This window comes from Caproiciproducens sp. NJN-50 (assembly GCF_004103755.1).
Lineage (GTDB): Bacteria > Bacillota > Clostridia > Oscillospirales > Acutalibacteraceae > Caproicibacter.
Genome location: NZ_CP035283.1, coordinates 1112288 through 1133752, shown reverse-complemented (window position 1 = coordinate 1133752; position 21465 = coordinate 1112288). Strand labels below are relative to the sequence as shown.

The following is a 21465-nucleotide window of genomic DNA, read 5'->3' as shown; positions in this document are numbered from 1 at the left end:
GAAAATAAAAAATCGGTGCGGATTCACGTACCGATTTCAGAAAGAAATAAAGGCACTCCAGAAACAAATCTTCTGAAACGCCTTTGTTTTATGTGGTTGCCCATTTCATTCATAGCGCCATGCATCACAACTAAACTATGTTAGATAGTATAACATAATCTTCCAGTTTAGTCAAGACATTTTTTCCCGGTTCAGAAGAGATCGATCCTGTCCCCCACCGAGCTCAGAACGCAGCGGTCTCCTAAGACCTGCTTCAGACGCGCGGCCGCCGGAATCCCGGTGCAGTGCAGCGGAACGATTTTTTCCAGATCGGACCCGGCAAAGTACTCCGCGGTTTTCCGAATCCGGTCTTCTCCTTCGCCGCTTAAATGCATTCCCGCCACTAAAAACCGGATTTTCTTTCCGGGGAAACAGCTGCGAACGTGTTCCACGCAGTTGACGGCTCCCCGGTGGCTGCACCCCGAGAAAACCGCGAGTTCGTCTCCTTCCTTCGCCACAAGAATCTGTTCGTCGTCCATCCGGTCCGGGACCCTTTCCCCATCCTTCTCCGTAAAGAAACAGTCCTGCACCGGCTCGAAGGAATTATAGCTTCCGACATTTCCCAAGGTCCAGACTCCGGGAAGGATCTCCGTTTTGCCCTCCGTGCTGGCAATGCGGCCTTCCGATTCCGGCGTGTCTCCCGGCTTCCACTGCATTCCGACATCACGGTACGCGCCCCTCCCGTCGAGCGCCAGCTTTTTCTGAAACGCCTGAGGGGTGACATAAACCATCGCTTCGCTGTCTCGGAACGGAAAGAATTCAAGCCCTCCGCAGTGATCATAATGCCCATGGCTCAAAACGACCGCAGAGGCGGTTTCCGGTTGCAGACCGAGGATCCGGGCATTTTTCAGCCACACGTCCGTCTGTCCCGCATCGAACAGAATTCCCGTCCCGTTTCTCTCAATCCAGAGGGAAAGCCCGTGTTCCGCGAGCAGACGGGCCCGGCGCACATAATTATCGCAAAGAACGATCAGCCGCAGCATAGCCGAACCTCCGTTTCATTCCTTTTCCAGCGCCCCAGGCAGAGACAGATCCATCGGCGCATCACCGTGCCGGACCGCATCCCGGCATAAAGCGTTCCTTAGAACAGATGAACTCTTTTTCATTATACCTCGGAACTTCCGCAGATTCCACGCAATTTCACTCAAACGGACCGTTTTTTATCCCTTTTACCGGCAGCAAAGCCGCGAATTGCCTTTCCGAGACAGGAGGCGAAAAATAGTAGCCCTGTACCGCCATGCAGCGGATCTTTTTCAGAAATTCCATCTGTTCTCTTGTTTCCACGCCCTCCGCCACAACCGACATATGCAGTTGTTCCGCCAGACCGATGACAGAGGAAACAACCGCTTCCCCGCGCTCCCCGAAACCCAGTCCGTTTAAAAAATCCCGGTCCAGCTTGATCGTCTGCGCCGGAACATCGTACAGCATTTTCAGCGAGGAGTACTCGGAGCCAAAATCGTCAACGGAAAGTGAAAAGCCGGCGGCGCTCAGTCTTCTCATAGATTTTTCGAGGACCGCCGCATCCTGCGCGAACGCGCTCTCCGTCACTTCCAGCTCCAACAGACCCGACGGTACGTCCAATTTTGCCGCCTCCCCGCGGTATTCACCCGCAACGGAAGGATTCAGCAGGCTGACGCGGGACAGATTGACGGAAACCGGCACCGCCTCCTTTCCCTCGTCCAGCCACCTCCGAAGATCACGGCAAACCTGCCGGAACACGTAGCGGTCCAGCTCCGCGATTTTTCCGCTCCGCTCAAATACGGGAATAAACTCGCCCGGCGGCACGAGGGTATTCGGATCCGTGCGCCAGCGCACCAGAGCCTCGGCGCCGAACAGCGTCTCGCCAGCAGTGGAATATTTCGGCTGATAGTACACCACAAATTCGTGGTTTTCCAAGGCCGGCACCAGGCGGTCCGCCATATTTTTCAGCGTCATGCGGCCGATCCGCATCCGGTCCTCATAAAAGGCGCAGGGCGGGCAGTCCGGAAAATGATCGGCCTTCAGGGACATTACGGCGCGGCTGATCAGCTCCTGCACATCTTCCGCAGCACCGACCGGGCATTCGCAGACTCCGAACGCCGGAGACAGTTCATAGTGGATCCCGTAAAACTCAATGGTATTTTTCAGGTCCGCGCAAATCCGATTCAGTCTTTCCGTCAAACCGGCTCTGTCCCGGCATGCCAGCAAAAGCAAAAATCGGTCGGCATAAACATGTGCGCTCAGCTCGTCTTTTCCAAGATTCTTAACAAATACCCAATGGATTCCCTGAAGTACCCTCGTTCCGTTGCGATAGCCGAAAATCTCGTTAATTACTCCGAATCCCCTCACATGAAAGGCAATCAGCGCATATTTTTTCCTGTCCGCCGGCCTGAGAAGTCGCCGCGCCTCCTCCACGAATTTTTTTTCATTCGCTCCGCCGGTCAGCGGATCTTCATACGACAGCCTCTCCTGCCGGGAGAGCAGGAGCTTCCGGTTCTCCTGCATTTTGAGCAAAGCGAGAATCCACGCAGCCAGCAAAACCGGCCGCGCCGCGCTGCGGCGACGCTTCGGCTTCATTGTTCCTTCACCGTCCTTTCTTGTTAATTTCCGCCGGTATTCCGTTTTTTATACATTTATAACGTAAACGCGGTTACATCGAAGTTCGGGTCAGCCGGCTTCCCCAGCGCGCAATCCGGCGTCTTCCTTACGGACAGGAAATAATAGTAGCACTTTCAGTAAAGGAACCATATATTAGCCTAGTGAAACAAAATAAAAGGCCTCTATCGGGCCGCCGCATGGAATATCGACCATGTGGATGCGCCCAACTTTTTTGCAATGATATATTCCTAAACAGAACCATATTAGGAGGGAACCACATTGGGATTGACAGGAGAATCGACAGGCGCCGGGGTTTTATGCAGCTGCGGCGGCGTACTGCAAATCGAACGGGAAACCGCGGACGATAAAGTGGTGGCGCTGGCCGGGAACCCGAACGTCGGAAAAAGCACGGTGTTCAACAGCCTGACGGGAATGAATCAGCACACGGGAAACTGGCCGGGGAAAACCGTGGCCAACGCGCAGGGCAGATACAGGCATCAGGATACGAACTTTGTCCTTGTCGATATTCCGGGCACTTATTCCCTGATGGCAAATTCGGAAGAAGAGGAAATCGCGCGCGACTTTATCTGCTTCGGAGCCCCGGACGCCGTAGTGGTCGTCGCCGACGCCACCTGTCTGGAGCGCAACCTGAATCTTGTCCTTCAGACCATGGAGATTTCAAAACGGGTCATACTGTGCGTCAACCTGCTCGACGAGGCGAAAAAGAAAAAGATCAGGGTGAATCTGGAACGGCTGTCTCAAAAGCTGGGAATCCCCGTTGTGGGAACCAGCGCCCGGAGCGGAAAGGGGCTGAACCGCCTGACGGATGCCGTGGCGGACTTAACCCGGGACAGCAGTGAAATCCAACCGCTTACCATCGCATATGGGGATGAAATCGAACGGGCGATTTCCATGCTCCAGCCGGTTTTGGAAGATTCACTGGACGGAAAGCTGAACAGCCGCTGGGTGGCGCTCAAGCTGCTGGACGGCGATGAAAGCCTGCTGCGTTCCATGCGAAATTATCTGGGAAAAGACATTCTTGCGGAAAAATCTGTTTCAGAGCGGCTCCGGGAAGCAAAAGAGCAGCTGAGACAGGGAGGCATTACAGGCGATTCATTCCGTGACTGCGTCGTTACAAAGATCGTTGAACTCTGCGAAGCAATTGGGCGCGAAACCATTGTCTATGAAAAGAAAGAGTATGCGGAGCGAGATCGGAAAATCGATAAAATACTTACTTCCAAAGCCACCGGAATCCCGGTCATGATTTTACTGCTGCTCGGAATCTTCTGGATTACGATCACGGGGGCAAATGTGCCGTCTGAGCTGATCGCCGACGGACTGTTCTGGGTGGAAGACCGCCTGCTGGACTTTTTCCATTGGATTTCCGCCCCCGAATGGGTCACAGGGCCGCTGGTCGAAGGGATGTACCGGACCCTGGCCTGGGTTGTTTCCGTCATGCTTCCTCCCATGGCGATCTTCTTTCCTTTGTTTACTTTGCTGGAAGATTTGGGATACCTGCCGCGCGTCGCATTCAACCTGGATAACTTTTTCCGCAAGGCGTCCGCGCACGGAAAGCAATCCTTAACCATGTGCATGGGTTTCGGCTGCAACGCCTGCGGCGTAATCGGCTGCCGGATCATCGATTCCCCAAGAGAACGGCTGATTGCTATCCTGACCAACAACTTCGTTCCGTGCAACGGAAGGTTCCCCACGCTGATCACTGTCATCACCATGTTTTTCGCGGCCGCGGCGGCCGGGCCGTTCCAGTCGGCCGTCTCCGCGCTGACTTTGACCTCCGTTATTATTTTCGGGGTCTTCATGACCATGATGATCTCGAAATTTCTCTCCAAAACAATTCTGAAAGGGATGCCGTCCTCCTTCAATCTGGAGCTCCCCCCCTATCGCCGCCCGCAGATCGGACGGGTGATCGTCCGTTCCATTTTTGACCGGACGCTGTTCGTGCTGCGGCGCGCCGTTGTTGTCGCGGCTCCGGCCGGGCTCGTCATCTGGCTTCTCGCCAACATTCATGTCGGAGGCGCCAGCCTTCTAGCACAGTGCGCCGGGTTTCTGGACCCCTTCGCCAAGCTGTTGGGACTGGACGGTTATATCCTGATGGCGTTTATCCTCGGTTTCCCCGCGAACGAAATCGTCGTGCCGATTATTATCATGAGCTATATGGCGGCCGGGACCCTGACGGATTACCAAAGCCTCGCGCAGCTCCATACTCTTTTCGTCAGTCATGGCTGGACCTGGTTGACCGCCGTGTGCGTCATGCTCTTTTCCCTTCTGCACTGGCCTTGCGGCACGACCTGCCTGACCATCCGGAAAGAAACGCAGAGTGCAAAGTGGACCGCTCTCGGCTTCACCATTCCAACGGTTACGGGGATTGTCGTCTGCTTCCTGGTTGCCAATACAGCCCGGCTTTTAGGACTTGTATGAATCGCCCCGTCGATCCATGCCTCTGGCACTGCAAGGCGTGGACCGGCCGCCGTCCGAAAGGATCGGACCGCTCGCCGGATTTATCAATAAATTTTCGTATAAAAGGCAGAATAGGAAACAAAATATAACAAGAAATTCATACAGAAAGGATTGTTTTCATGTCTCAGTTAAATCAGACGGAATTGCAAAATTTGCGGCATATGCTGGGGGCTCACGATACTGCATATGAAAAAATGCAGACTTACGCTCAGCAGGCCACGGACCCGCAGGTCAAATCATTTTTTGAAAAATCTGCTCAGGATGCCAAGAGTACAAAACAGCAGCTCATGACTTTTTTACAGTAGGAGATGGTAACAATGCAAGAAAAAGCAATGGTGAATGATGCCCTTTCTATGGAGAAAAGCAGCCTGACTTTTTATGCCAACGCAATTTCGGAATGCGAAAACCAGAATCTGCGGTCCACGCTCCAGCAAATCCGCAATAAATGTGAAACGTCGCAGTATGAACTTTTTAAGCTTGCGGAATCGAAGGGTTATTATAAACCCGCCGCGCAGGCGAACGATCAGGAGATTCAGCAGATTAAAACTCAAATGCAAGGCTGACTCTTCAAGGACCCGGCCGTTGGTAATTCTATATCAGATGGAAGTACAATCCCTCGCTCCTTTATAAAAAGAGCGAGGGATTTTTTTTATATCTTCCGCTGCTTGAACCTATTATTAAGACCGTGATATTAACAAGCTTCAACGTCTGCGCCGTTTCCCTGTAGAAACCTCTGTGCGTACCGCTATGATTGCTGTTTACCGCACGCTTCTCCTTAACAAGCCAATCATCATGCCACCCCAAACATCATAGTCAACATAGTTTTCACTGCCGCACGCGCGATAGGCAGCCGTTTCCACGCGCGCACGGACCACACAATCCAGCGCGCCCTTATCCACAGCGGTAACAGTTACGCTGTCGATGCCAAGCCGCGTCAGGGTATCCTGAATCACATTCCGGATCTCCTGCCCGAACTGCTTTTCCACCGTGCTGTTCAATTCGATTTGAATACCGCCATTGTTGGGAGCAACGGTGACCATGATATCGCTCGATTCCATCGTACCGGCCACTGCGCTTCGTTTTATCTTCATCTGAAACCCTTCTTTCCAAAAACAAGTTGCTCTTTCAAAAACGCAGTCTGAAAGAGCAACTTAAAAACTTGCGATCAACCTAACTTAGACAATGTCTCCAGCAGATAATCGGTGAATTCCCTGGCGGAGGCGTCCTCTTTCCGGGTGGTTACGACGATCCGGCGCTCGGTAACCGTGCAGATATCCATGGCGTCATCCAGCTTCTTTTTGAGGCCGGTGTAACCGATATGACCAAGCATCATACCGACCGCGCGGATCAGACTGCTCGGGTCAGCATATTCGCTCCTCCCCGAAGCGACCAGATCTGGAGCCGCGCCGTGGATGGCCTCGAACATCGCATACCGGCTGCCAAGATTGGAGGAGGATGCTGTTCCCAGCCCGCCCTGGTTCTCGGCGGCGATGTCGGTGATGATGTCCCCATAGAGGTTGGGCAGTACAAAGACTTCCAATCCTCTGCTAAATTCCGGGTTCATCATTTTGGCGGCCATCGCATCTACCAATCGTTCCTCTACTTCTATCCCCGGATATTCCTTTCCTACCTCCCGGACGGCTTTTACAAAATTACCGTCCGTCAGCTTAATAATATTTGCTTTGGTAATCACCGTCACGTTCTTTTTTCCGTTATTCTTGGCAAATTCAAAAGCCGCGCGGGCTATCCGTTCGCTACCCTGTTTCGTTTGAACCCTAAAATCCACCGCGAGATCCTCGTTTACCTGAATCCCTTTGTCGCTCCAGATATATTCCCCTTCGATATTCTCCCGAAAAAAAGTCCAGTCGATCCCTTTTGAGGGGATTCGAATCGGGCGGACCGAGGCAAAAAGATCGAGACCTCTGCGCAGAAGGCTGTTTGCACTTACAAGATTGGGCCACGGATCCGAGGCACGCGGCGTAACCATCGGCCCTTTTAGAATAACGTTACATTTTTTAATTTTTTCGAAGATGTCAGCAGGCAGAGATTCCCTTCTTTCTGCGCGCTTCTCGATCGTCATCCCCTCGATGATCCGTATTTCAATCCGTCCCCTGTCAAGTTCGTTTTGAATCAGGCTCCGCAGGACGCGCAGGGCCTGTTCCATGAGGACAGGCCCTATGCCGTCGCCCGGCAGGACACCGATCACAATTCTATCGAGTGCTTTAAAATCTGTAAATTCATCCGCTTCCTTCATTCGGGAAACCCGCTCCAGATCTTGTTCAATCAGCGTGCCAAATTTTTTTACAGCGCTATTGACAGCTTCCAATTTGTAACCCTCCTATACAGACTCCGTCATCGTTACCCAAATCCACCATTACTTAAAAATACACGACTTTAATATCGACTCCAGAATTTTGTAATTTTAAAAATTGGGCACAATTCACTGAAGTCATCTTAGCTGAAAAACGACTTTAAGTAAAATGCTTATTTTAATATGGACACTATAAACAAAAGTGCATAAGGCTTTTTCCCGTTTTTCAGCTTGTTGACAGAATGAAACGGATGTGGTAATTTGCTTAGGGAGGTATGTAAAATGGATATGCAGCAGTTGGTCTACATCTGCACTGTCGCAGAGTGTCAAAGCATCACGAAAGCCGCAAATTCGCTCTATATTTCGCAGCCCGCCTTGAGCCATTTTATCTCCAAAGTGGAGGATCAATTGGGAGTAAAACTCTTCGATCGCTCCACATCACCGCTCTCCCTTACATTTGCCGGCGAGCGATATATAGAGTATGCCCGGCAGATTTTGATGATGGAAAACAATATGTCCAAAGAGCTGGGTGACATTTCAAAAAACAGGAAAGGACGAATACGGGTTGGCTTTCCGTTCGAACGTTGTTCCTATATGTTACCTCTGATTCTGCCTCGCTACCGAAAGAAATTCCCCGGGATTGACGTGCAGATATTTTCATCCAAGGGAGATATTCTTATGGACCGTATTTTAAAAGGCCAGTTGGATTTTGCGATTCTTCCCTTTCAAAATAATGATAATGACGGAAAAGATAAAAATCTGGAAGCGAAGCTTATCTACAGCGAAGAGCTATTTCTTGTCACCGCCAAGAATGTGGTAGGCCCGGAATATTATGTGGATAATTGCCCTTATGCAGTTGATTTGAATAAAATGAAGGATCTTCCATTCATTTTTCTAAAGAAAGGACATGCACTCCGGACTTTTCTGGATTTGCTGTTTGGCTCCTATAAAATCAAGCCTAATATTTTTATGGAAATAGACAGCAATACCTGTGCTTGCCGCTTGGCATCTGCAAATATGGGCGTGACGATCGTGCCCGCCATGACTATTGAACTGGCGAAATGTGAAACTGAAGTAGATATTTATTCCCTCACTAAGCATCCCGTCAGATGGGAAATCCTAGCTCTTTATCGTAAGGACGCTTATCTCAGCGAAGCGGAAAAGTCATTCTTTGAAATTGCAGGGGAGGTATTCTCAAAGAGATCATTCATCCAGCATTACAGGGCGGACAACCGGCCGGACTCCGGAACGGGTCGCCCGGGATAGCCAATTAGGCGTCCTTCCGGAAAACGGATGGAGGAATGGGCGGGGCGGACTCCAAATTTGGAGCCCGCCCCGCCCATTCCTTTTGTGCATCTGTTTTGGCAGCAATAGAGACGCTTCCAACATGATTTTTTCATTATGGGCGTTATGAGTAACATTGCATATGAAACCCAAATGCTTGTGCATTTCGCATATATAAGCCTTTTTGATTTTACCCTTTCTGACGGATGTAAGTACCCTTCAGGCGCCATCATACAGTTTTGTCTATATTGACCATATACATATTGGCATTTTACAAGGGCCATGGGAATGTTTATGATAATTTCAGTCGTTCAAATCGCACAATCTTGGGCACTTTTCACGAATGATCCACTTATCGGCAAATCCGAGTTGTCTGTGAGATCCTGCAAAATTTTATTAACGGAGGGAACTGCTTTTTATGCCAGAAAATCTGATTCGAAAAATCATCCGCAACCATCTGACCTCGTCGGCAAAACTGATTCCAGGAGAAGAAATCTATATCAAAATAGATCAGACGCTGACACATGACATCACAGGCGTGATGTCATACCTTGCATTTGAAGCACTCAATCTTCCCCGCGTCCGAACGGAATGCTCCGTAAGCTACTTGGACCACAATCTCCTATATGTCGACAATAAAACACCGGACGATCATATTTTTCTGCAGTCCATCGCCAAAAAATACGGGCTGTACCTTTCGCGTCCCGGCAACGGCATCTGCCATTCGGTCCACTATTCCCGCTTTGGCATTCCCGGCAAAACATTGCTTGGTACCGACAGCCATACGCCGACAAGCGGCGCGATCGGCATGTTGGCAATCGGCGCGGGCGGAATGGATGTGGCGGTCGCCATGGCAGGCTTTCCCATGCGCCTCAAAATGCCGGCAGTCGTGCGGGTCAATCTGATCAACCGACTGAGGCCCGGCTGTTCTGCCAAGGACGTTGCGCTCGAAATGCTGCGGCGTTTCACGGTCAAAGGCGGGCTTGGCAAGGCCTTCGAATATACCGGCGAAGGGGTCAAAACGCTAGAAGTACCGGAACGCGGGACGATTGCTAACATGGGAGCGGAAATGGGGGCGACCACATCCATTTTCCCTGCGGATGAGGTGGTGCGCAGGTTCTTTGCGGCACAGGGCCGCGAGAAGGATTTCGTGCCGCTGAGCGCCGACGAAGGCTGTGGATATGACGAGGAAATCACGCTGGATCTTTCGAAAATCGAACCGTTGGTCGCCTGCCCCGACATGCCCGACAACGTCAAAACGATCCGGGAAGTTCACGATATTCCGGTACAGCAGGTCTATATCGGGAGTTGCACCAATGCGTCTTACGCCGATATTAAAAAGGCTGCCGTGATCCTAAAAGGCAGGACGGTAAATGAAAATGTCAGCTTAACGGTTTCGGTAGCTACGCGCCAGACCTTCCGGCAACTTTTGAAAGAGGGCATCATCACCGATCTGGTCGATTCGGGTGCCCGTATCACCGAGATTGCCTGCGGCGCATGCCCCGGCATCGGGCAGGCACCGCCGACAGGCGGTGTTTCAGTGCGCACCTCCAATCGGAATTTCAGGGGCAGAGGCGGGACGGCCGATGCGAAACTGTTTCTGGTGAGTCCGGAGGTCGCCGCAGCCACCGCCATCACAGGTTTCATCACCGATCCCGTGGATATCCTAGGTGATCTCTCCGGGCTTGGCGAGATCAGGGAACCGGCGAATTATCCGATTGACGACACGATGATCATCGCGCCCCCCGCCGACTCCAGCAGCGTTGAAATCATCCGCGGGCCGAACATCAAACCACTGCCGGTCAATACGCCGCCCGCGGAAACCATCAAGGCGAAAATCAGCCTGAAAGCAGGCGACAACATTTCCACGGACGATATCACCCCGGGCAGCGCGCAGTTTTCTTCCATGCGCTCGAACATTCCGCTGATTGCCCAGTATGCCTTCAACCGTTACGACCCGAGCTTCGTGGCCCGTGCCAAGGAATTTGGAACCAGCATCATTGTCGGCGGAGAGAACTACGGACAGGGTTCCAGTCGTGAGCATGCGGCGATCTGCCCGATGTTCTTGGGCGTAAAGGCAATCGTCGCCAAATCCATGGCTCGCATTCATAAAAACAACCTGATCAATCACGGCGTAATCCCACTTCTGTTCCAAAATCCTGCCGATTATGATGGGCTCTCCCTCGGGGATGAACTTGAAATTGACGACTCGGCCAATCAGATCAGGGGCAGAAAGGTCATCGTCCGCAACCTGACGAAAGGAACAGCCTTCGAGGCAAGGCTTGACCTCTCCGATGTTGAAATTGAAATCGTTCTCAGCGGCGGGCAGCTCTCTTACATAAAAAATCGAAAGGGGGCATAAAGTTGTCCCCGGTTTCTCTACAGAATCTGAATATCCGTCTTTTGTAACCAAAGCGGCACAGGACTCTACCATCGGAGAAAAACTTTACAGTTCATGGATTCGGGAGTAGTCAATAATATTTGGGAGGAGTAATCGAATGGGAGAAAGTTTAGGTCTTATATCCTTGATCGCACTTTTAGTGGCAATCGTAATCGGCTTTGTCTGGAAAGCTAACGTTGGTATCGTCTCTATCGCTCTTGCCCTAATCATCGGTCGAATTTACGGAATCGCCGAGAAAACAATCATAGCGGGGTTCAGCAGTTCCTTGTTTATTACGATGGTGGGTGTTACATATCTCCTGGGAATTCTGATGCAGAACAAGACACTGGATAATATTGCGAACCTTTTCGTTTCGTCGGTTAAGCGCCACGTCTGGCTCATCCCCATCGTCTTTTACTGCCTCGGTTTTATTCTATCCGCAATCGGGCCCGGTTCCATTCCTATTTTGGCAATTATCCCGGTGCTGGCCGTACCGATTGCGCTGTCCGCGGGCTACAATCCAATTATGCTGGCAATTATGGGCGAATGTGGATGCTTTGGCGGCAGGATGACCCCGATCACACCGGAAGGCGTTGTGGTTATGAACCTAATGGGCAAACAGGGAATCAACACCAATCTGTTTCCCATTTGGGCCAGCCTGTTTGTCGCTTCGCTGGTTCTTGCCGCCGTTGTCTACATCGTTTATAAAGGCTGGAAAGTCAAATACAGCGAGGCAAACCTGCCGGATGAAAAAATCCGGTTCAACAAAAACCAAGTGATTTCACTGGCCGGACTGCTCGTCATGATCGTCTGCACCCTCGCTTTCAAGGTGAATGTAGGCCTGATTTCATTCCTTGTGGGCACGGTTATTCTGCTCTTTGGTGTTGGGAATGAGGGTGCGAGCATTAAAAGCATCCCATGGAACGTACTGCTGATGGTCGTAGGCGTAGGTATGCTGATGAATATCGTTGTACAGTCCGATGGCATCACACTACTGTCAAATGCGCTGAGCTCCATCATGACACCATTTACCGGCACTGCGATCATGGGTGTTACCGGAGGTATCATGTCGTTCTTCAGTTCGGGCCTCGGCGTCGTTTTCCCGACATTGATTCCCACCGTCGGCGGTATCGCTTCTCATTTCAACGGTGCCGTTTCCCCGGTCGAACTGGCGGCCGCTGTCGTCATCGGCGGAACTATCACAGGCGTAAGCCCGATTTCCACCACCGGCGGATTAATTATGGCGGCGATTTCCTCCCAACCGGATGCAGAGAAAAAATACGACATCAATAAAATATTTCTGAAGCTCTGGGGATGGGCTTTTGTCGCTCTCGCCGTCACGTTCATTTTAGCAATCACCGGCGTATTCCATTTAATCTGCATGGGATAAATGGCCTGGAAGTTCCAAGTTACGATGATCCATTTCGGCCTGAAATCGTTGAAATTTTCGATCGTAACTACATGGTCTATAATGGTTTGGGCAAATAAGAGCAATTCTCGGCAGGATTGTTACGCTTGTCCATTCCATATAGGCCATCAATATTTCAGAGACAATTGTCTCCTTGGAGCAAGAGGAATTCCGCGGTGTGAAGTTGCGGGGCCGACCGTAATTCCTGATATGCTTCCCCGCAAAATAAACTTATAAAGGAAGGTTTGGAATGAGTTTCGCATATGTTGGCTGCAGGACCACAAGAGAAAGAAACGCGCGCGGCAAGGGATTGAAGGTATACCGGGTCGACCATAAAACGATCGAGTGGCAGGAAATCCAGCTTGTCGGAAATATTGAGAACCCGTCCTATCAGTGCTTTGACCGGAACGGCGATTTTCTGTATACGGTACATGGCGATAAGGATTTCGTCAGTGCCTATAAAATTGACAAGACGACCGGAAAACTGAAATTTCTAAATTCCGCCAAAGCAGGCGGAAAAAATCCTGTCTTCGTCTCGGTGGATGCGACGAACCGGTACTGTTTTGTCGCAACCCTGCAAGGAGGGAAAATTTCCACCCTTGCAAGAAGCGCCGACGGAAGTCTAACCGACCCCATTCACGAAGCTATCATTCCCGGACATGGAGAAGGCACCGTCTCCCTTCCTCACCAGTGTATTTTAGACCAGAGTAAATCCTACCTTTTTGCGCCTGCCCAAGGCCGTACAACCGGTTTCGGACAGACAAACGTCTTCCGGATTGAGAAGGACGGATCCCTCACATTGACATGCCGGGTCGCTTCCCGTAAGCTTGACGAACCGCGTCACATCGCATCCCATGCAAACAATCACTATGTTTACCAGGTCAACGAAAAGGGAAACAATATTACTTTCAGCTATTTTGACGAGAAGGCAGGGATCCTCGAGCCAAAACAGATTCTTCCCTCCCTTCCCGATACCTACACCGGAGAGGGGCAGGCGAGCGAGGTGATTGTACATCCCAGTAACCGGTTCGTTTATTGTTCCAACCGCATCCACGACAGTATTGCGACCTATTCCATCGACCCGTTCACAGGATACCTGCACTGTATGGGGTTCACCGAAACTCAAGGAGAAACGCCGCGATTTGTCACAACGGACCCCGCCGGGGAACTTCTCTATGTTGCGAATGAAGACAGCGATACGATTACCGTTTTCCGTATTGATCCCACAACGGGCATCCCGCACTACACAGGCCGGAAGATCGAGACGGAAAGTCCGGTTTGCATTATATTTTCAAAGTAAAAACCATATTTTTTCCTGTCAAGGAAGCAATCGGCAAGGAGAACTCTTTTTATGCTTCAGCAGAATGGCAATGATGAAAAATCCATTTCATCGCAATCTTTCAACACAGCGGAAATGCTGGTAAAATGCCTGGAACAAGAAGGAGTGGAATACATTTTCGGTATTCCGGGCGAAGAAAATCTCGCACTGATTGACGCCATACATAAATCTTCGATTCGTTTCATCACGGTGCGCCATGAACAGGGCGCGGCCTTTATGGCAGATGTCTACGGGAGGCTGACCGGGAAAGCCGGCGTTTGTCTTTCCACCCTCGGTCCCGGCGCCACCAACCTGGTCACCGGCGTCGCAGATGCCAACGAGGATGGTGCTCCGCTGATAGCCATCACCGGCCAAGTCGGCACCGAACGGATGCATTTGACTTCCCATCAGTATCTTGATCTGTGCAAGATGTTTGAGCCCATCACCAAACGGAGCAAACAGATTGTTCGGCCGGATACGGTAAGTGAAATCACCCGGATAGCCTTTAAATATGCTGAAAGTGAAAAGCCTGGTGCCTGCCATATCGACCTTCCCGTCAACATTTCAAAAATGCCAGTTGGTTTGGATGAGGAGCCGCTCGAGAGAAAGATTCCTCCAAAAGAGTATGCTGAAAGCAGTTTGATTGAAAGCGCCGCCGATGAGATTTCCGCGGCGAAATTTCCCGTCATCCTCGCTGGCAGCAGCGCGGTCCGTTCCAACGCAGCAGAAGCCCTGACGGTGTTCGCGGAAAAGCTGAAAATCCCCGTTGTTCATACGATGATGGCGAAAGGAATCATCCCGTTCGACAGCCGATATTCCCTCTGGACCATTGGAATCCCGGAAACGGATTACGAGAATAAGGTCCTGGAGAAGTCCGATCTCGTCATTGCAGTCGGATACGACATCGTGGAATACGCCCCATCCAAATGGAACAGCGACCGATGCCGCAAAATTATCCATATCGATCCAAGGCCCGCCCACATTAACAAACTGTTCCAGCCGATGATAGAGGTTATCGGGGATATCTCTGATTCGCTCTTCCGGATTCTTAATCAAGCTAGCCGAAATTCCGAGCCGGAATTTGCCTTGCAGATCAAGCAGAAAATGGAGGAGGAGGCAAACGCCTATGAAAATGATAGGAGTTTTCCGATGAAACCTCAGAAAATCCTTTCCGATATCCGGAAAGTTCTGGATCCAGACGATATCCTCGTTTCCGATGTGGGCGCACACAAAATCTGGATCGCGCGGCAATACCATTGCTACAAACCCAAGACCTGTATCATATCGAACGGCTTTGCCGCAATGGGAATCGCGCTGCCCGGGGCCGTTGCGGCAAAGCTGATAAATCCGGACAAAAAGGTTATCGCCGTGACCGGCGACGGGGGATTCCTGATGAACTGCCAGGAGCTTGAAACAGCCGTGCGGATCGGTACTCCGTTCGTCACTCTGATTTTCAATGACCGCCACTACGGCCTGATTCAATGGAAGCAAATGAATCAGTACGGGAAAAGCTACTACGTCGATTTCACCAACCCGGATTTCGTCAAATTTGCAGAAAGCTTTGGTATCAGAGGCTATCGGATAGAAAAAGCGGACGACCTGATTCCAACGTTGGAAAATGCCTTCCGCCAGCCCTTCCCAAGCATCATCGACTGCCCGGTTGATTACGGCGAAAATATGAAACTGACAAAGCATCTTCACGAAATTTAGCGGTCCGGTGGTGGCCGCTTTTAAGACAAGGCCAGCCTGCATTGAACTGCACCCCATTTGTTAGACAGTATGGTATACTGAAAAACAAATGGGGTGTTTTTATGCCAAAAGGAGTACCGAACCAAAGATATACAGGAGAATTCAAGCAACATGTGGTGGAGACCATGCGTCAAGAGGGGTTAAGCTGCCGAGAGACAGCCCAGCGATTTGGCATCGGCAATAAAAGTCATGTATCACGCTGGGAACGCATCTATCTGGAAGAGGGTCCAGAAGGATTGTACATCGAGCGGCGTGGGCGAGCCAACGCAGCCAGCGGTACTCAGAAAGGGTGCAAACCGAAGCTTGATAAAAAGGTCGAGAAAGATTTGGTAGCAGAAAATCAGCGGCTACGAGCGGAACTTGACTACTTAAAAAACTTGAATGCCTTAGTTTTAAAAAGGGAACAGCAAGAGAAAAAGCACAGGCAATCTCGAAGCTAAGGCATAAGCATAAGCTGTCCCTGCTATTAGATGTTTCCGTTTTGCCGCGTGCGACCTACTACTACCACGCCAAACGGCAGGCCGAATCGGAAATCCTCTCCAGCCAACATGAGAAGAACATCGAACCAAAGTCAAAGTACGAGATAGCAAAAGCGCATTTGCAGGATAAACAGAAAGAGCTTGACAATTACAAAAATGAGACTCTTAAAGTCATTCACAGTCAGAACAAAATGAGCATCGACCTACTCAATACGCTGGTCGCAGAAACCGGAGCACAAATTAAAGATGCCTAGTCCACCTTGGATGCGGCAGACCTGGAATTGAAAACCTTGCCTGAAACCTCGAAAAGCCAAAAGCGCAAGTATGACCGGCTGCTGAGTTGGGCGGACCTATACAACATAAGCTCCTTCATGGCAAAGGAAGTGATCGTGTCGCAGTTTATCAAAGCCGTCCGAGTCGGCAGGAATTATAACATCGGAGTAGACTTCAACGTCACCTTTGACGGGTTCAAAAGTTACCGTGGCGTAAAATCCAAGGAAAGCGTGAAGGCCGAAGATGCGGCGCTTGTACGCACGGCATGAGAGCAAAAAAATACGAGAAAATCCTTTTCAGACTTTCCCGTACAAATTGGTGGAGATGACGAGAGTCGAACTCGTGTCCGAAGATTGCTTGCCATGGCTTTCTACGAGTGTAGCCGATCATTTAAAATTCCCTCAGCACGCCGCCAATCGGCAGGCTTCGCGCCTTGGTAGCCTTTCGTCCGTGACCGGGGTAAAGGCGTTCCCCGGTTCACGTTCACCGCTAATCGACGCCTTTATCCGGGCCGCGGTACTCCCGGTAAAGACGGCAGTCTAATTAGGCTGCGTACGCCATCCCATAATTGTAGTTATAGTTAGCGTTTTCAGTTTTGTCATTTATTTTTCTTTGAAGAAATAAAGCGTTCTGCGGCGCTACTCGCTTACCATGGTTGACAGTCCCCGTCGAAGCCTTTACATCCCCATGTGTGATTTCACTGGTTGCGCTCCTTCATCGCGCGCTCCATGTCGCGCTTCGCGGCCCTTGCCGCCAGGTCGGCCCGCTTGTCGTACAGCTTTTTGCCCTTGCAAAGTCCCACCTGAACCTTGACGAGCGAACCTTTCAGATAAACCGAAAGCGGAATCAGCGCATAGCCGTCCTGCTTAACCAGCCCGAACAGTCTCAGGATCTCCTTTTTATGCATCAGAAGCCGGCGGACGCGCATCGGGTCCTGATTGAAAATGTTGCCGTGTTCATACGGGCTGACGTGCATTCCCCTGATCTGCAGTTCTCCGTTGTCGATTGCGCACCACGCATCTTTCAGGTTCACCTGACCGCTGCGGATGGATTTCACTTCCGTCCCGCAGAGCTCGATGCCGGCCTCCATGCTTTCTTCCACAAAATAGTCGTGATAGGCCTTTTTATTTTTCGCAATCGTTTTGAAAGAATCCTTCTGCATAAAAAGCCCCTTCTTTTCGGGAATTAAAGAGTACCATATTTCCCGCCGGTTGTCAAGAGTTATGTAAACCGGAGGAACTCAAATCTCGCTTCGGCCCTCCAGCGCGCGGGTCAGCGTGAATTCGTCGGCGTATTCGAGCTCTCCGCCGACGGGAATTCCGTAGGCCAGGCGCGTGACTTTTACGCCGAGCGGCTTTAAAAGGCGCGAAAGATACATGGCGGTCGCCTCGCCCTCGACCGTGGGATTCGTCGCCATGATGACCTCCGCGATCTTCTGATCCTTATTTCCGATCCGGGCGAGCAGTTCCTTGATGCAGAGCTGGTCCGGACCGATCCCGTTCAGCGGGGAAATGACCCCGTGAAGGACATGGTAGACCGCGTTGAACTCATGCGTGCGCTCCAGCGCGATGACGTCGCGCGGATCCTCGACCACGCAGATGACGGAATGGTCGCGCGCGGGATTGCGGCAGATCGGGCACAGCTCCTCGTCCGTCAGATTGCAACAGACCTTACAGTAATGAATTTTTTTATGAGCGTCCAGAATCGCGTCGGACAGCTCCTTCACCCCGTCCTCGGAAAGGCCGAGCACATAATAGGCCAGGCGCTGGGCGCTTTTGCCGCCGATTCCCGGCAGCCGTTCAAACTGGTCGATCAGGCGGGACAGAGGGGGAATATGATAGCCGGCCATCGCTTATAAAAACCCCGGCACGTTCAGCCCGCCCGAAATTTTCTCCATGCGTTCCGTCTTATCGTTCGCCGCCGCGCGCAGGGCCTCGTTGACCGCCGCGATGACCAGGTCGGACAGCATTTCCACATCTTCCGGATCGACGACCTCGGGCTTGATCTCCATCGATTTTAGTTCCATCTTCCCGGTTACTGTGGCGCGGACTGCATCCCCGCCGGAAGAGGCCGTATATTCCTTTTCCTCCAGTTCCTGCGTCGTCTGCGCCATCTGTTCCTGGAGCTTCTGAGCCTGCCGCGCGATCTGCTGCAGATTGGACGCGCCGCCTCCGCCGTATCCCTGGGGCAGTCTTGCTTTCATAAAAAATTCCTCCCGTTATTTTGTTTCCACCGGAATCCCCTGGTCTTCCGCCTTTCGCGCCAATTGGGCAAGCGGGTCGTCCTCAGGGCGGCTTTCTTTCGGTTTCCGATAAGGGCCGAGGCTGTAGGTCCGCCCTGTCACCTGCTGAATCGCCTTGCGCATGTTCTCACGCTGATCGGGTTTTCTCAGCAGCTTGAATGCAATTTCGTTCGGGGCGTCGATCAGGACGTAGTCGCCGCTGACATAGGCGGTCGAGCCGTTGAACGCCGCCGCGACCGTATGGGAATAATTTTTCAGCGTCTGGACAATTTCGGGCCATTCGGCCAGTTTCTCCGCATTGGTCTTCAGTTCTCCGATGATCTGCTCCGGCTCCGCCGGAACCGCACTTTCAGCAGGAACGTCTGATTCCTCTCCGCCCTCCGCCGTCTTCCCTTCCTGTTCCGGCAGATCGGGACGGTCCGGTACCTGAGCAGCGGCAGGCTTTCGGGACGGCTCCGCCGTCCCGGGCCTCGTGGCGCCCTGCTCCAGGGCCTCGACGCGCCTCAGGAGCGCCTGCGGAGAGGAATCCAGCTGCGGGGAGCAGAGCCGGAGCATTGCAAGTTCAAATTCGATCCGCCGGTCCCCGCCCCGGTACATCTTCTCCAGCGTGGCCTGAAGCGTATCGATCGCGTGCAGAACCGCCGCCATCGGAATTTCGCCGGCCTGCCGGGACAGCTCGCTGTATTCCGCGTCGGTCACCGACAAAAGGGGACGCGGATTTTTCATCGTCTTGATCAGCATCAGGCTGCGGAAGTGGGAGGAAAGCTCCCCGCACAGCCTCGCCATGTCCTTGGAAGCGGAGTGCAGGCGGTCTACGATTTCGAGTGCGGCGGCGCTGTCCTGCCGGCCGACCGCATCCGCCAGCTGGAACAGGTGTTCCCGCCCGGCCAGCCCGGCCGTCTCCACGACGACCTCTTCCGTCACGTTCCTGGAACGCCCGAAGCACTGGTCCAAAATGGAGAGCGCATCGCGGAGCGCGCCGTCCGCCAGCCGGGCGATCAGCAGCGCGGCCGCCTGGTCGATCGAGGCGCCTTCTTTCTCCGCGATATAGGCAAGGCGCCCGGCGATCTCCTCCGGGGGAATGCGGTGAAAGTCAAACCGCTGGCAGCGCGACAGAATCGTCGCGGGCAGCTTGTGCACCTCCGTAGTGGCGAGGATAAAGATCACATGCGCGGGCGGTTCCTCCAGCGTCTTGAGCAGCGCGTTGAACGCCCCGATGGAAAGCATGTGGACTTCATCGATGATATAGACCCGGTATTTCGCGGCAGCCGGCGTAAAGTTCGCCTCTTCCCGCAGAGTGCGGATGCTGTCCACCCCGTTGTTGGATGCCGCGTCGATTTCGACGATATCCATCACCGATCCGTCCTCGATCCCGCGGCAGATCTCACACTCTCCGCAGGGGTCCCCGTCCACCGGATTCAGGCAGTTTACCGCCTTTGCAAGGATTTTGGCACAGGTGGTCTTTCCCGTTCCGCGGGAACCTGTGAACAGATACGCGTGCGCCACGCGGCCGGATTCAAGTTCATTTTTCAACGTCCGGGTGACCTGCGGCTGCCCCACCACGTCGGAGAAAGTTTTCGGCCTCCATTTTCTGTAAAGTACCTGATACGTGCCAACTCACCCCCCAGAAAAGCGGAAAGCAAGACAGGCCGTGATGCCACGGCATTCATGCGATTGGATATGCGGACGAACAGACCGGCTGCGTCGCACGGAGCAACTCCGCTTAATGCTGCTCGGTTCCCCGCCTGACATGGTTCGCGGCGCTCCGCCGCACAGAGCCCGCCCGGCCGCATATCCCATCGCACGCATCTCTGCCTTGCTTGACCTTCGAGTATAAAAGTCATGGAAGTTATTATACCCTATTTCTTTGAAAAAGACAACCCGTATTTCGGTTTTCAAGCCGCCGGAATTCGATTAAACGGCGAAAAAAAGGAAATATTTTTCGATTGACAGCAGGGCTCGAATGCGCTATTCTTTTATTTAGATAGATATCTAAATAACGGATGTGAGAAAATGCCTCTGGCGTTCACTTTTAAAGCCCTTTCCGATCCGACGCGGCGGGAAATATTAAACCTTCTGCGGGAGCGTCCGCTCCCCGCGGGGGAGATTGCGGCACATTTTTCCATGACCGGGGCGACGGTTTCTCACCATCTTGCAATTTTAAGGGAAGCCGGCCTGATTTCGGACCGGCATGAAGGGAAATTCATTTATTACGAACTGGACCTTTCGGTCTTTGAAGACGTTCTCAATTGGTTCCAGCAATTTCTGAACAAAAAAGAGGAATCGGATCATGAAATTTAAAAAGGGTGACGTTCTCTACTGGTTTTTTGCTGTTTTGCCGTTTTTGATTTCCGCAGCGTTTTATTCCCGGGTACCGGACCGGATCGCAGTTCACTGGGACGGCGCGGGAACCGCGAACGGCTACGGCTCCAAGGCGTTCGGGCTGTTCGCCCTCCCGGCAATCATGCTCGCAGCCTCCGTTCTGGTCAGCGTCATGCTGAAGCTCGACCCGCGCAGCCAGAATATCAACCGCTCTCCGCAAATGAAGAGCATTTCTTTGTGGTTCATCGTCATCCTCGCGAACGCAATGGACGTTCTGATCATCCTGAACGCCTTAAACGTCCGGTTCAACATGAGCATGATCGTCATGGCCCTGGTCGGGGTCGGCATTGCCGTCATAGGGAACTACCTTCCGAAGTGCAAATTTAATTACACAATGGGAATCCGGGTGCCGTGGACGCTGGCGAGCGAGGAAAACTGGCGGAAAACGCACCGCATGGCCGGGCCTCTCTGGGTCGCCGGCGGAATCCTGATTGCGCTTTCCGGTTTGCTGAGCCTGATGTGGCTGCTGTACGCGGCTCTGATTCTTCTGACTGTCATCCCGATTGTCTACTCCTACGTCATTTCCGTCCGAGAAAATCAGTAGG

The 21465-nt window shown here is 52.2% G+C and carries 20 protein-coding genes, 2 other RNA genes and 1 pseudogene; 13 read left to right on the top strand and 10 right to left on the bottom strand.

Going from position 1 to position 21465, the window contains the following annotated elements:
* Positions 1-191: 191 nt before the first annotated feature.
* Both EQM14_RS05395 and EQM14_RS05390 read right to left on the bottom strand, forming a co-directional pair.
* Positions 192-1022, bottom strand: a complete 831-nt coding sequence (locus tag EQM14_RS05395) for an MBL fold metallo-hydrolase (protein ID WP_128741993.1) — start codon at positions 1020-1022, stop codon at positions 192-194.
* 157 nt (positions 1023-1179) lie between these two features.
* Positions 1180-2595 (bottom strand): putative bifunctional diguanylate cyclase/phosphodiesterase, encoded by a 1416-nt coding sequence (locus tag EQM14_RS05390; RefSeq protein WP_128741992.1) that lies wholly within the window; start codon positions 2593-2595, stop codon positions 1180-1182.
* Positions 2596-2895: 300 nt separating this feature from the next.
* Between EQM14_RS05390 and feoB the strand changes: the two genes are divergently transcribed.
* The 3 genes from feoB (at position 2896) to EQM14_RS05375 (ending at position 5657) form a co-directional block, all read left to right on the top strand.
* Positions 2896-5055, top strand: a complete 2160-nt coding sequence (feoB, locus tag EQM14_RS05385; RefSeq protein ID WP_128741991.1) for a ferrous iron transport protein B — start codon at positions 2896-2898, stop codon at positions 5053-5055.
* 158 nt (positions 5056-5213) lie between these two features.
* Complete coding sequence (locus tag EQM14_RS05380; RefSeq protein WP_128741990.1) at positions 5214-5399, top strand: hypothetical protein; 186 nt, start codon at positions 5214-5216, stop codon at positions 5397-5399.
* A gap of 12 nt (positions 5400-5411) precedes the next feature.
* The gene (locus EQM14_RS05375) at positions 5412-5657 is read left to right on the top strand and encodes a spore coat protein (protein ID WP_128741989.1); all 246 of its coding nucleotides are present in this window, start codon (positions 5412-5414) and stop codon (positions 5655-5657) included.
* Between the two features lie 195 nt (positions 5658-5852).
* Here the strand turns inward: EQM14_RS05375 and citD are convergent, their stop codons facing one another.
* Both citD and EQM14_RS05365 read right to left on the bottom strand, forming a co-directional pair.
* A complete protein-coding gene (gene citD, locus EQM14_RS05370; RefSeq protein WP_128741988.1) occupies positions 5853-6185 on the bottom strand; it encodes a citrate lyase acyl carrier protein in 333 nt (110 codons plus the stop codon).
* A gap of 74 nt (positions 6186-6259) precedes the next feature.
* Positions 6260-7420: an isocitrate/isopropylmalate family dehydrogenase gene (locus EQM14_RS05365; RefSeq protein WP_128741987.1), complete on the bottom strand. Its 1161-nt coding sequence runs from the start codon at positions 7418-7420 to the stop codon at positions 6260-6262.
* A gap of 267 nt (positions 7421-7687) precedes the next feature.
* Between EQM14_RS05365 and EQM14_RS05360 the strand changes: the two genes are divergently transcribed.
* The 8 genes from EQM14_RS05360 (at position 7688) to EQM14_RS05325 (ending at position 16565) form a co-directional block, all read left to right on the top strand.
* A complete protein-coding gene (locus tag EQM14_RS05360) occupies positions 7688-8671 on the top strand; it encodes a LysR family transcriptional regulator (RefSeq protein WP_128741986.1) in 984 nt (327 codons plus the stop codon).
* A gap of 436 nt (positions 8672-9107) precedes the next feature.
* Positions 9108-11051: an aconitate hydratase gene (locus EQM14_RS05355; protein WP_128741985.1), complete on the top strand. Its 1944-nt coding sequence runs from the start codon at positions 9108-9110 to the stop codon at positions 11049-11051.
* 136 nt (positions 11052-11187) lie between these two features.
* On the top strand, positions 11188-12459 hold the full coding sequence (locus EQM14_RS05350) for an SLC13 family permease (RefSeq protein WP_128741984.1): 1272 nt from the start codon (positions 11188-11190) through the stop codon (positions 12457-12459).
* Between the two features lie 268 nt (positions 12460-12727).
* Entirely contained in the window at positions 12728-13777 is a 1050-nt protein-coding gene (locus tag EQM14_RS05345) for a lactonase family protein (RefSeq protein WP_128741983.1), read from the top strand.
* Positions 13778-13828: 51 nt separating this feature from the next.
* Positions 13829-15505, top strand: a complete 1677-nt coding sequence (locus tag EQM14_RS05340; protein ID WP_128741982.1) for an acetolactate synthase large subunit — start codon at positions 13829-13831, stop codon at positions 15503-15505.
* A gap of 101 nt (positions 15506-15606) precedes the next feature.
* Positions 15607-15984, top strand: a complete 378-nt coding sequence (locus EQM14_RS05335; protein WP_128741981.1) for a helix-turn-helix domain-containing protein — start codon at positions 15607-15609, stop codon at positions 15982-15984.
* A 41-nt stretch (positions 15985-16025) separates the two neighbouring features.
* Positions 16026-16277 (top strand): hypothetical protein, encoded by a 252-nt coding sequence (locus EQM14_RS05330; RefSeq protein WP_128741980.1) that lies wholly within the window; start codon positions 16026-16028, stop codon positions 16275-16277.
* Positions 16278-16283: 6 nt separating this feature from the next.
* Entirely contained in the window at positions 16284-16565 is a 282-nt protein-coding gene (locus EQM14_RS05325) for a hypothetical protein (protein WP_128741979.1), read from the top strand.
* A 47-nt stretch (positions 16566-16612) separates the two neighbouring features.
* On the opposite strand, the gene ssrA is transcribed toward EQM14_RS05325, so the two are convergent.
* The 6 genes and pseudogenes from ssrA to ffs form a co-directional block, all read right to left on the bottom strand.
* Positions 16613-16983: a transfer-messenger RNA gene (ssrA, locus tag EQM14_RS05320) on the bottom strand.
* A 10-nt stretch (positions 16984-16993) separates the two neighbouring features.
* The gene (gene smpB / locus EQM14_RS05315; RefSeq protein WP_128741978.1) at positions 16994-17458 is read right to left on the bottom strand and encodes an SsrA-binding protein SmpB; all 465 of its coding nucleotides are present in this window, start codon (positions 17456-17458) and stop codon (positions 16994-16996) included.
* A 78-nt stretch (positions 17459-17536) separates the two neighbouring features.
* Positions 17537-18145, bottom strand: coding sequence for a recombination mediator RecR (gene recR, locus EQM14_RS05310; RefSeq protein WP_128741977.1), 609 nt, complete (start codon positions 18143-18145; stop codon positions 17537-17539).
* A gap of 3 nt (positions 18146-18148) precedes the next feature.
* Complete coding sequence (locus tag EQM14_RS05305; RefSeq protein ID WP_128741976.1) at positions 18149-18499, bottom strand: YbaB/EbfC family nucleoid-associated protein; 351 nt, start codon at positions 18497-18499, stop codon at positions 18149-18151.
* Positions 18500-18514: 15 nt separating this feature from the next.
* Positions 18515-20134 (bottom strand): annotated as a pseudogene (gene dnaX / locus EQM14_RS05300) (DNA polymerase III subunit gamma/tau); the annotation flags it as partial.
* An 89-nt stretch (positions 20135-20223) separates the two neighbouring features.
* Positions 20224-20323, bottom strand: an RNA gene (ffs, locus tag EQM14_RS05295) — signal recognition particle sRNA small type.
* 228 nt (positions 20324-20551) lie between these two features.
* Between ffs and EQM14_RS05290 the strand changes: the two genes are divergently transcribed.
* Entirely contained in the window at positions 20552-20839 is a 288-nt protein-coding gene (locus EQM14_RS05290) for an autorepressor SdpR family transcription factor (RefSeq protein ID WP_128741974.1), read from the top strand.
* Complete coding sequence (locus EQM14_RS05285; RefSeq protein ID WP_128741973.1) at positions 20829-21464, top strand: SdpI family protein; 636 nt, start codon at positions 20829-20831, stop codon at positions 21462-21464. The genes EQM14_RS05290 and EQM14_RS05285 overlap by 11 nt, the downstream gene beginning before the upstream one ends.
* Position 21465 lies beyond the last annotated feature (1 nt).

Bases quoted from the DNA above. Each gene is read 5' to 3' on its own strand.
- EQM14_RS05360 (WP_128741986.1), top strand. From the start codon at position 7,688: ATGGATATGCAGCAGTTGGTCTACATCTGCACTGTCGCAGAGTGTCAA.
- EQM14_RS05335 (WP_128741981.1), top strand. From the start codon at position 15,607: ATGCCAAAAGGAGTACCGAACCAAAGATATACAGGAGAATTCAAGCAA.
- EQM14_RS05380 (WP_128741990.1), top strand. From the start codon at position 5,214: ATGTCTCAGTTAAATCAGACGGAATTGCAAAATTTGCGGCATATGCTG.
- recR (WP_128741977.1), bottom strand. From the start codon at position 18,145: ATGGCCGGCTATCATATTCCCCCTCTGTCCCGCCTGATCGACCAGTTT.
- EQM14_RS05395 (WP_128741993.1), bottom strand. From the start codon at position 1,022: ATGCTGCGGCTGATCGTTCTTTGCGATAATTATGTGCGCCGGGCCCGT.
- smpB (WP_128741978.1), bottom strand. From the start codon at position 17,458: ATGCAGAAGGATTCTTTCAAAACGATTGCGAAAAATAAAAAGGCCTAT.
- EQM14_RS05355 (WP_128741985.1), top strand. From the start codon at position 9,108: ATGCCAGAAAATCTGATTCGAAAAATCATCCGCAACCATCTGACCTCG.
- EQM14_RS05285 (WP_128741973.1), top strand. From the start codon at position 20,829: ATGAAATTTAAAAAGGGTGACGTTCTCTACTGGTTTTTTGCTGTTTTG.
- EQM14_RS05305 (WP_128741976.1), bottom strand. From the start codon at position 18,499: ATGAAAGCAAGACTGCCCCAGGGATACGGCGGAGGCGGCGCGTCCAAT.
- EQM14_RS05345 (WP_128741983.1), top strand. From the start codon at position 12,728: ATGAGTTTCGCATATGTTGGCTGCAGGACCACAAGAGAAAGAAACGCG.
- EQM14_RS05290 (WP_128741974.1), top strand. From the start codon at position 20,552: ATGCCTCTGGCGTTCACTTTTAAAGCCCTTTCCGATCCGACGCGGCGG.
- EQM14_RS05340 (WP_128741982.1), top strand. From the start codon at position 13,829: ATGCTTCAGCAGAATGGCAATGATGAAAAATCCATTTCATCGCAATCT.
- EQM14_RS05350 (WP_128741984.1), top strand. From the start codon at position 11,188: ATGGGAGAAAGTTTAGGTCTTATATCCTTGATCGCACTTTTAGTGGCA.
- EQM14_RS05375 (WP_128741989.1), top strand. From the start codon at position 5,412: ATGCAAGAAAAAGCAATGGTGAATGATGCCCTTTCTATGGAGAAAAGC.
- citD (WP_128741988.1), bottom strand. From the start codon at position 6,185: ATGAAGATAAAACGAAGCGCAGTGGCCGGTACGATGGAATCGAGCGAT.
- EQM14_RS05390 (WP_128741992.1), bottom strand. From the start codon at position 2,595: ATGAAGCCGAAGCGTCGCCGCAGCGCGGCGCGGCCGGTTTTGCTGGCT.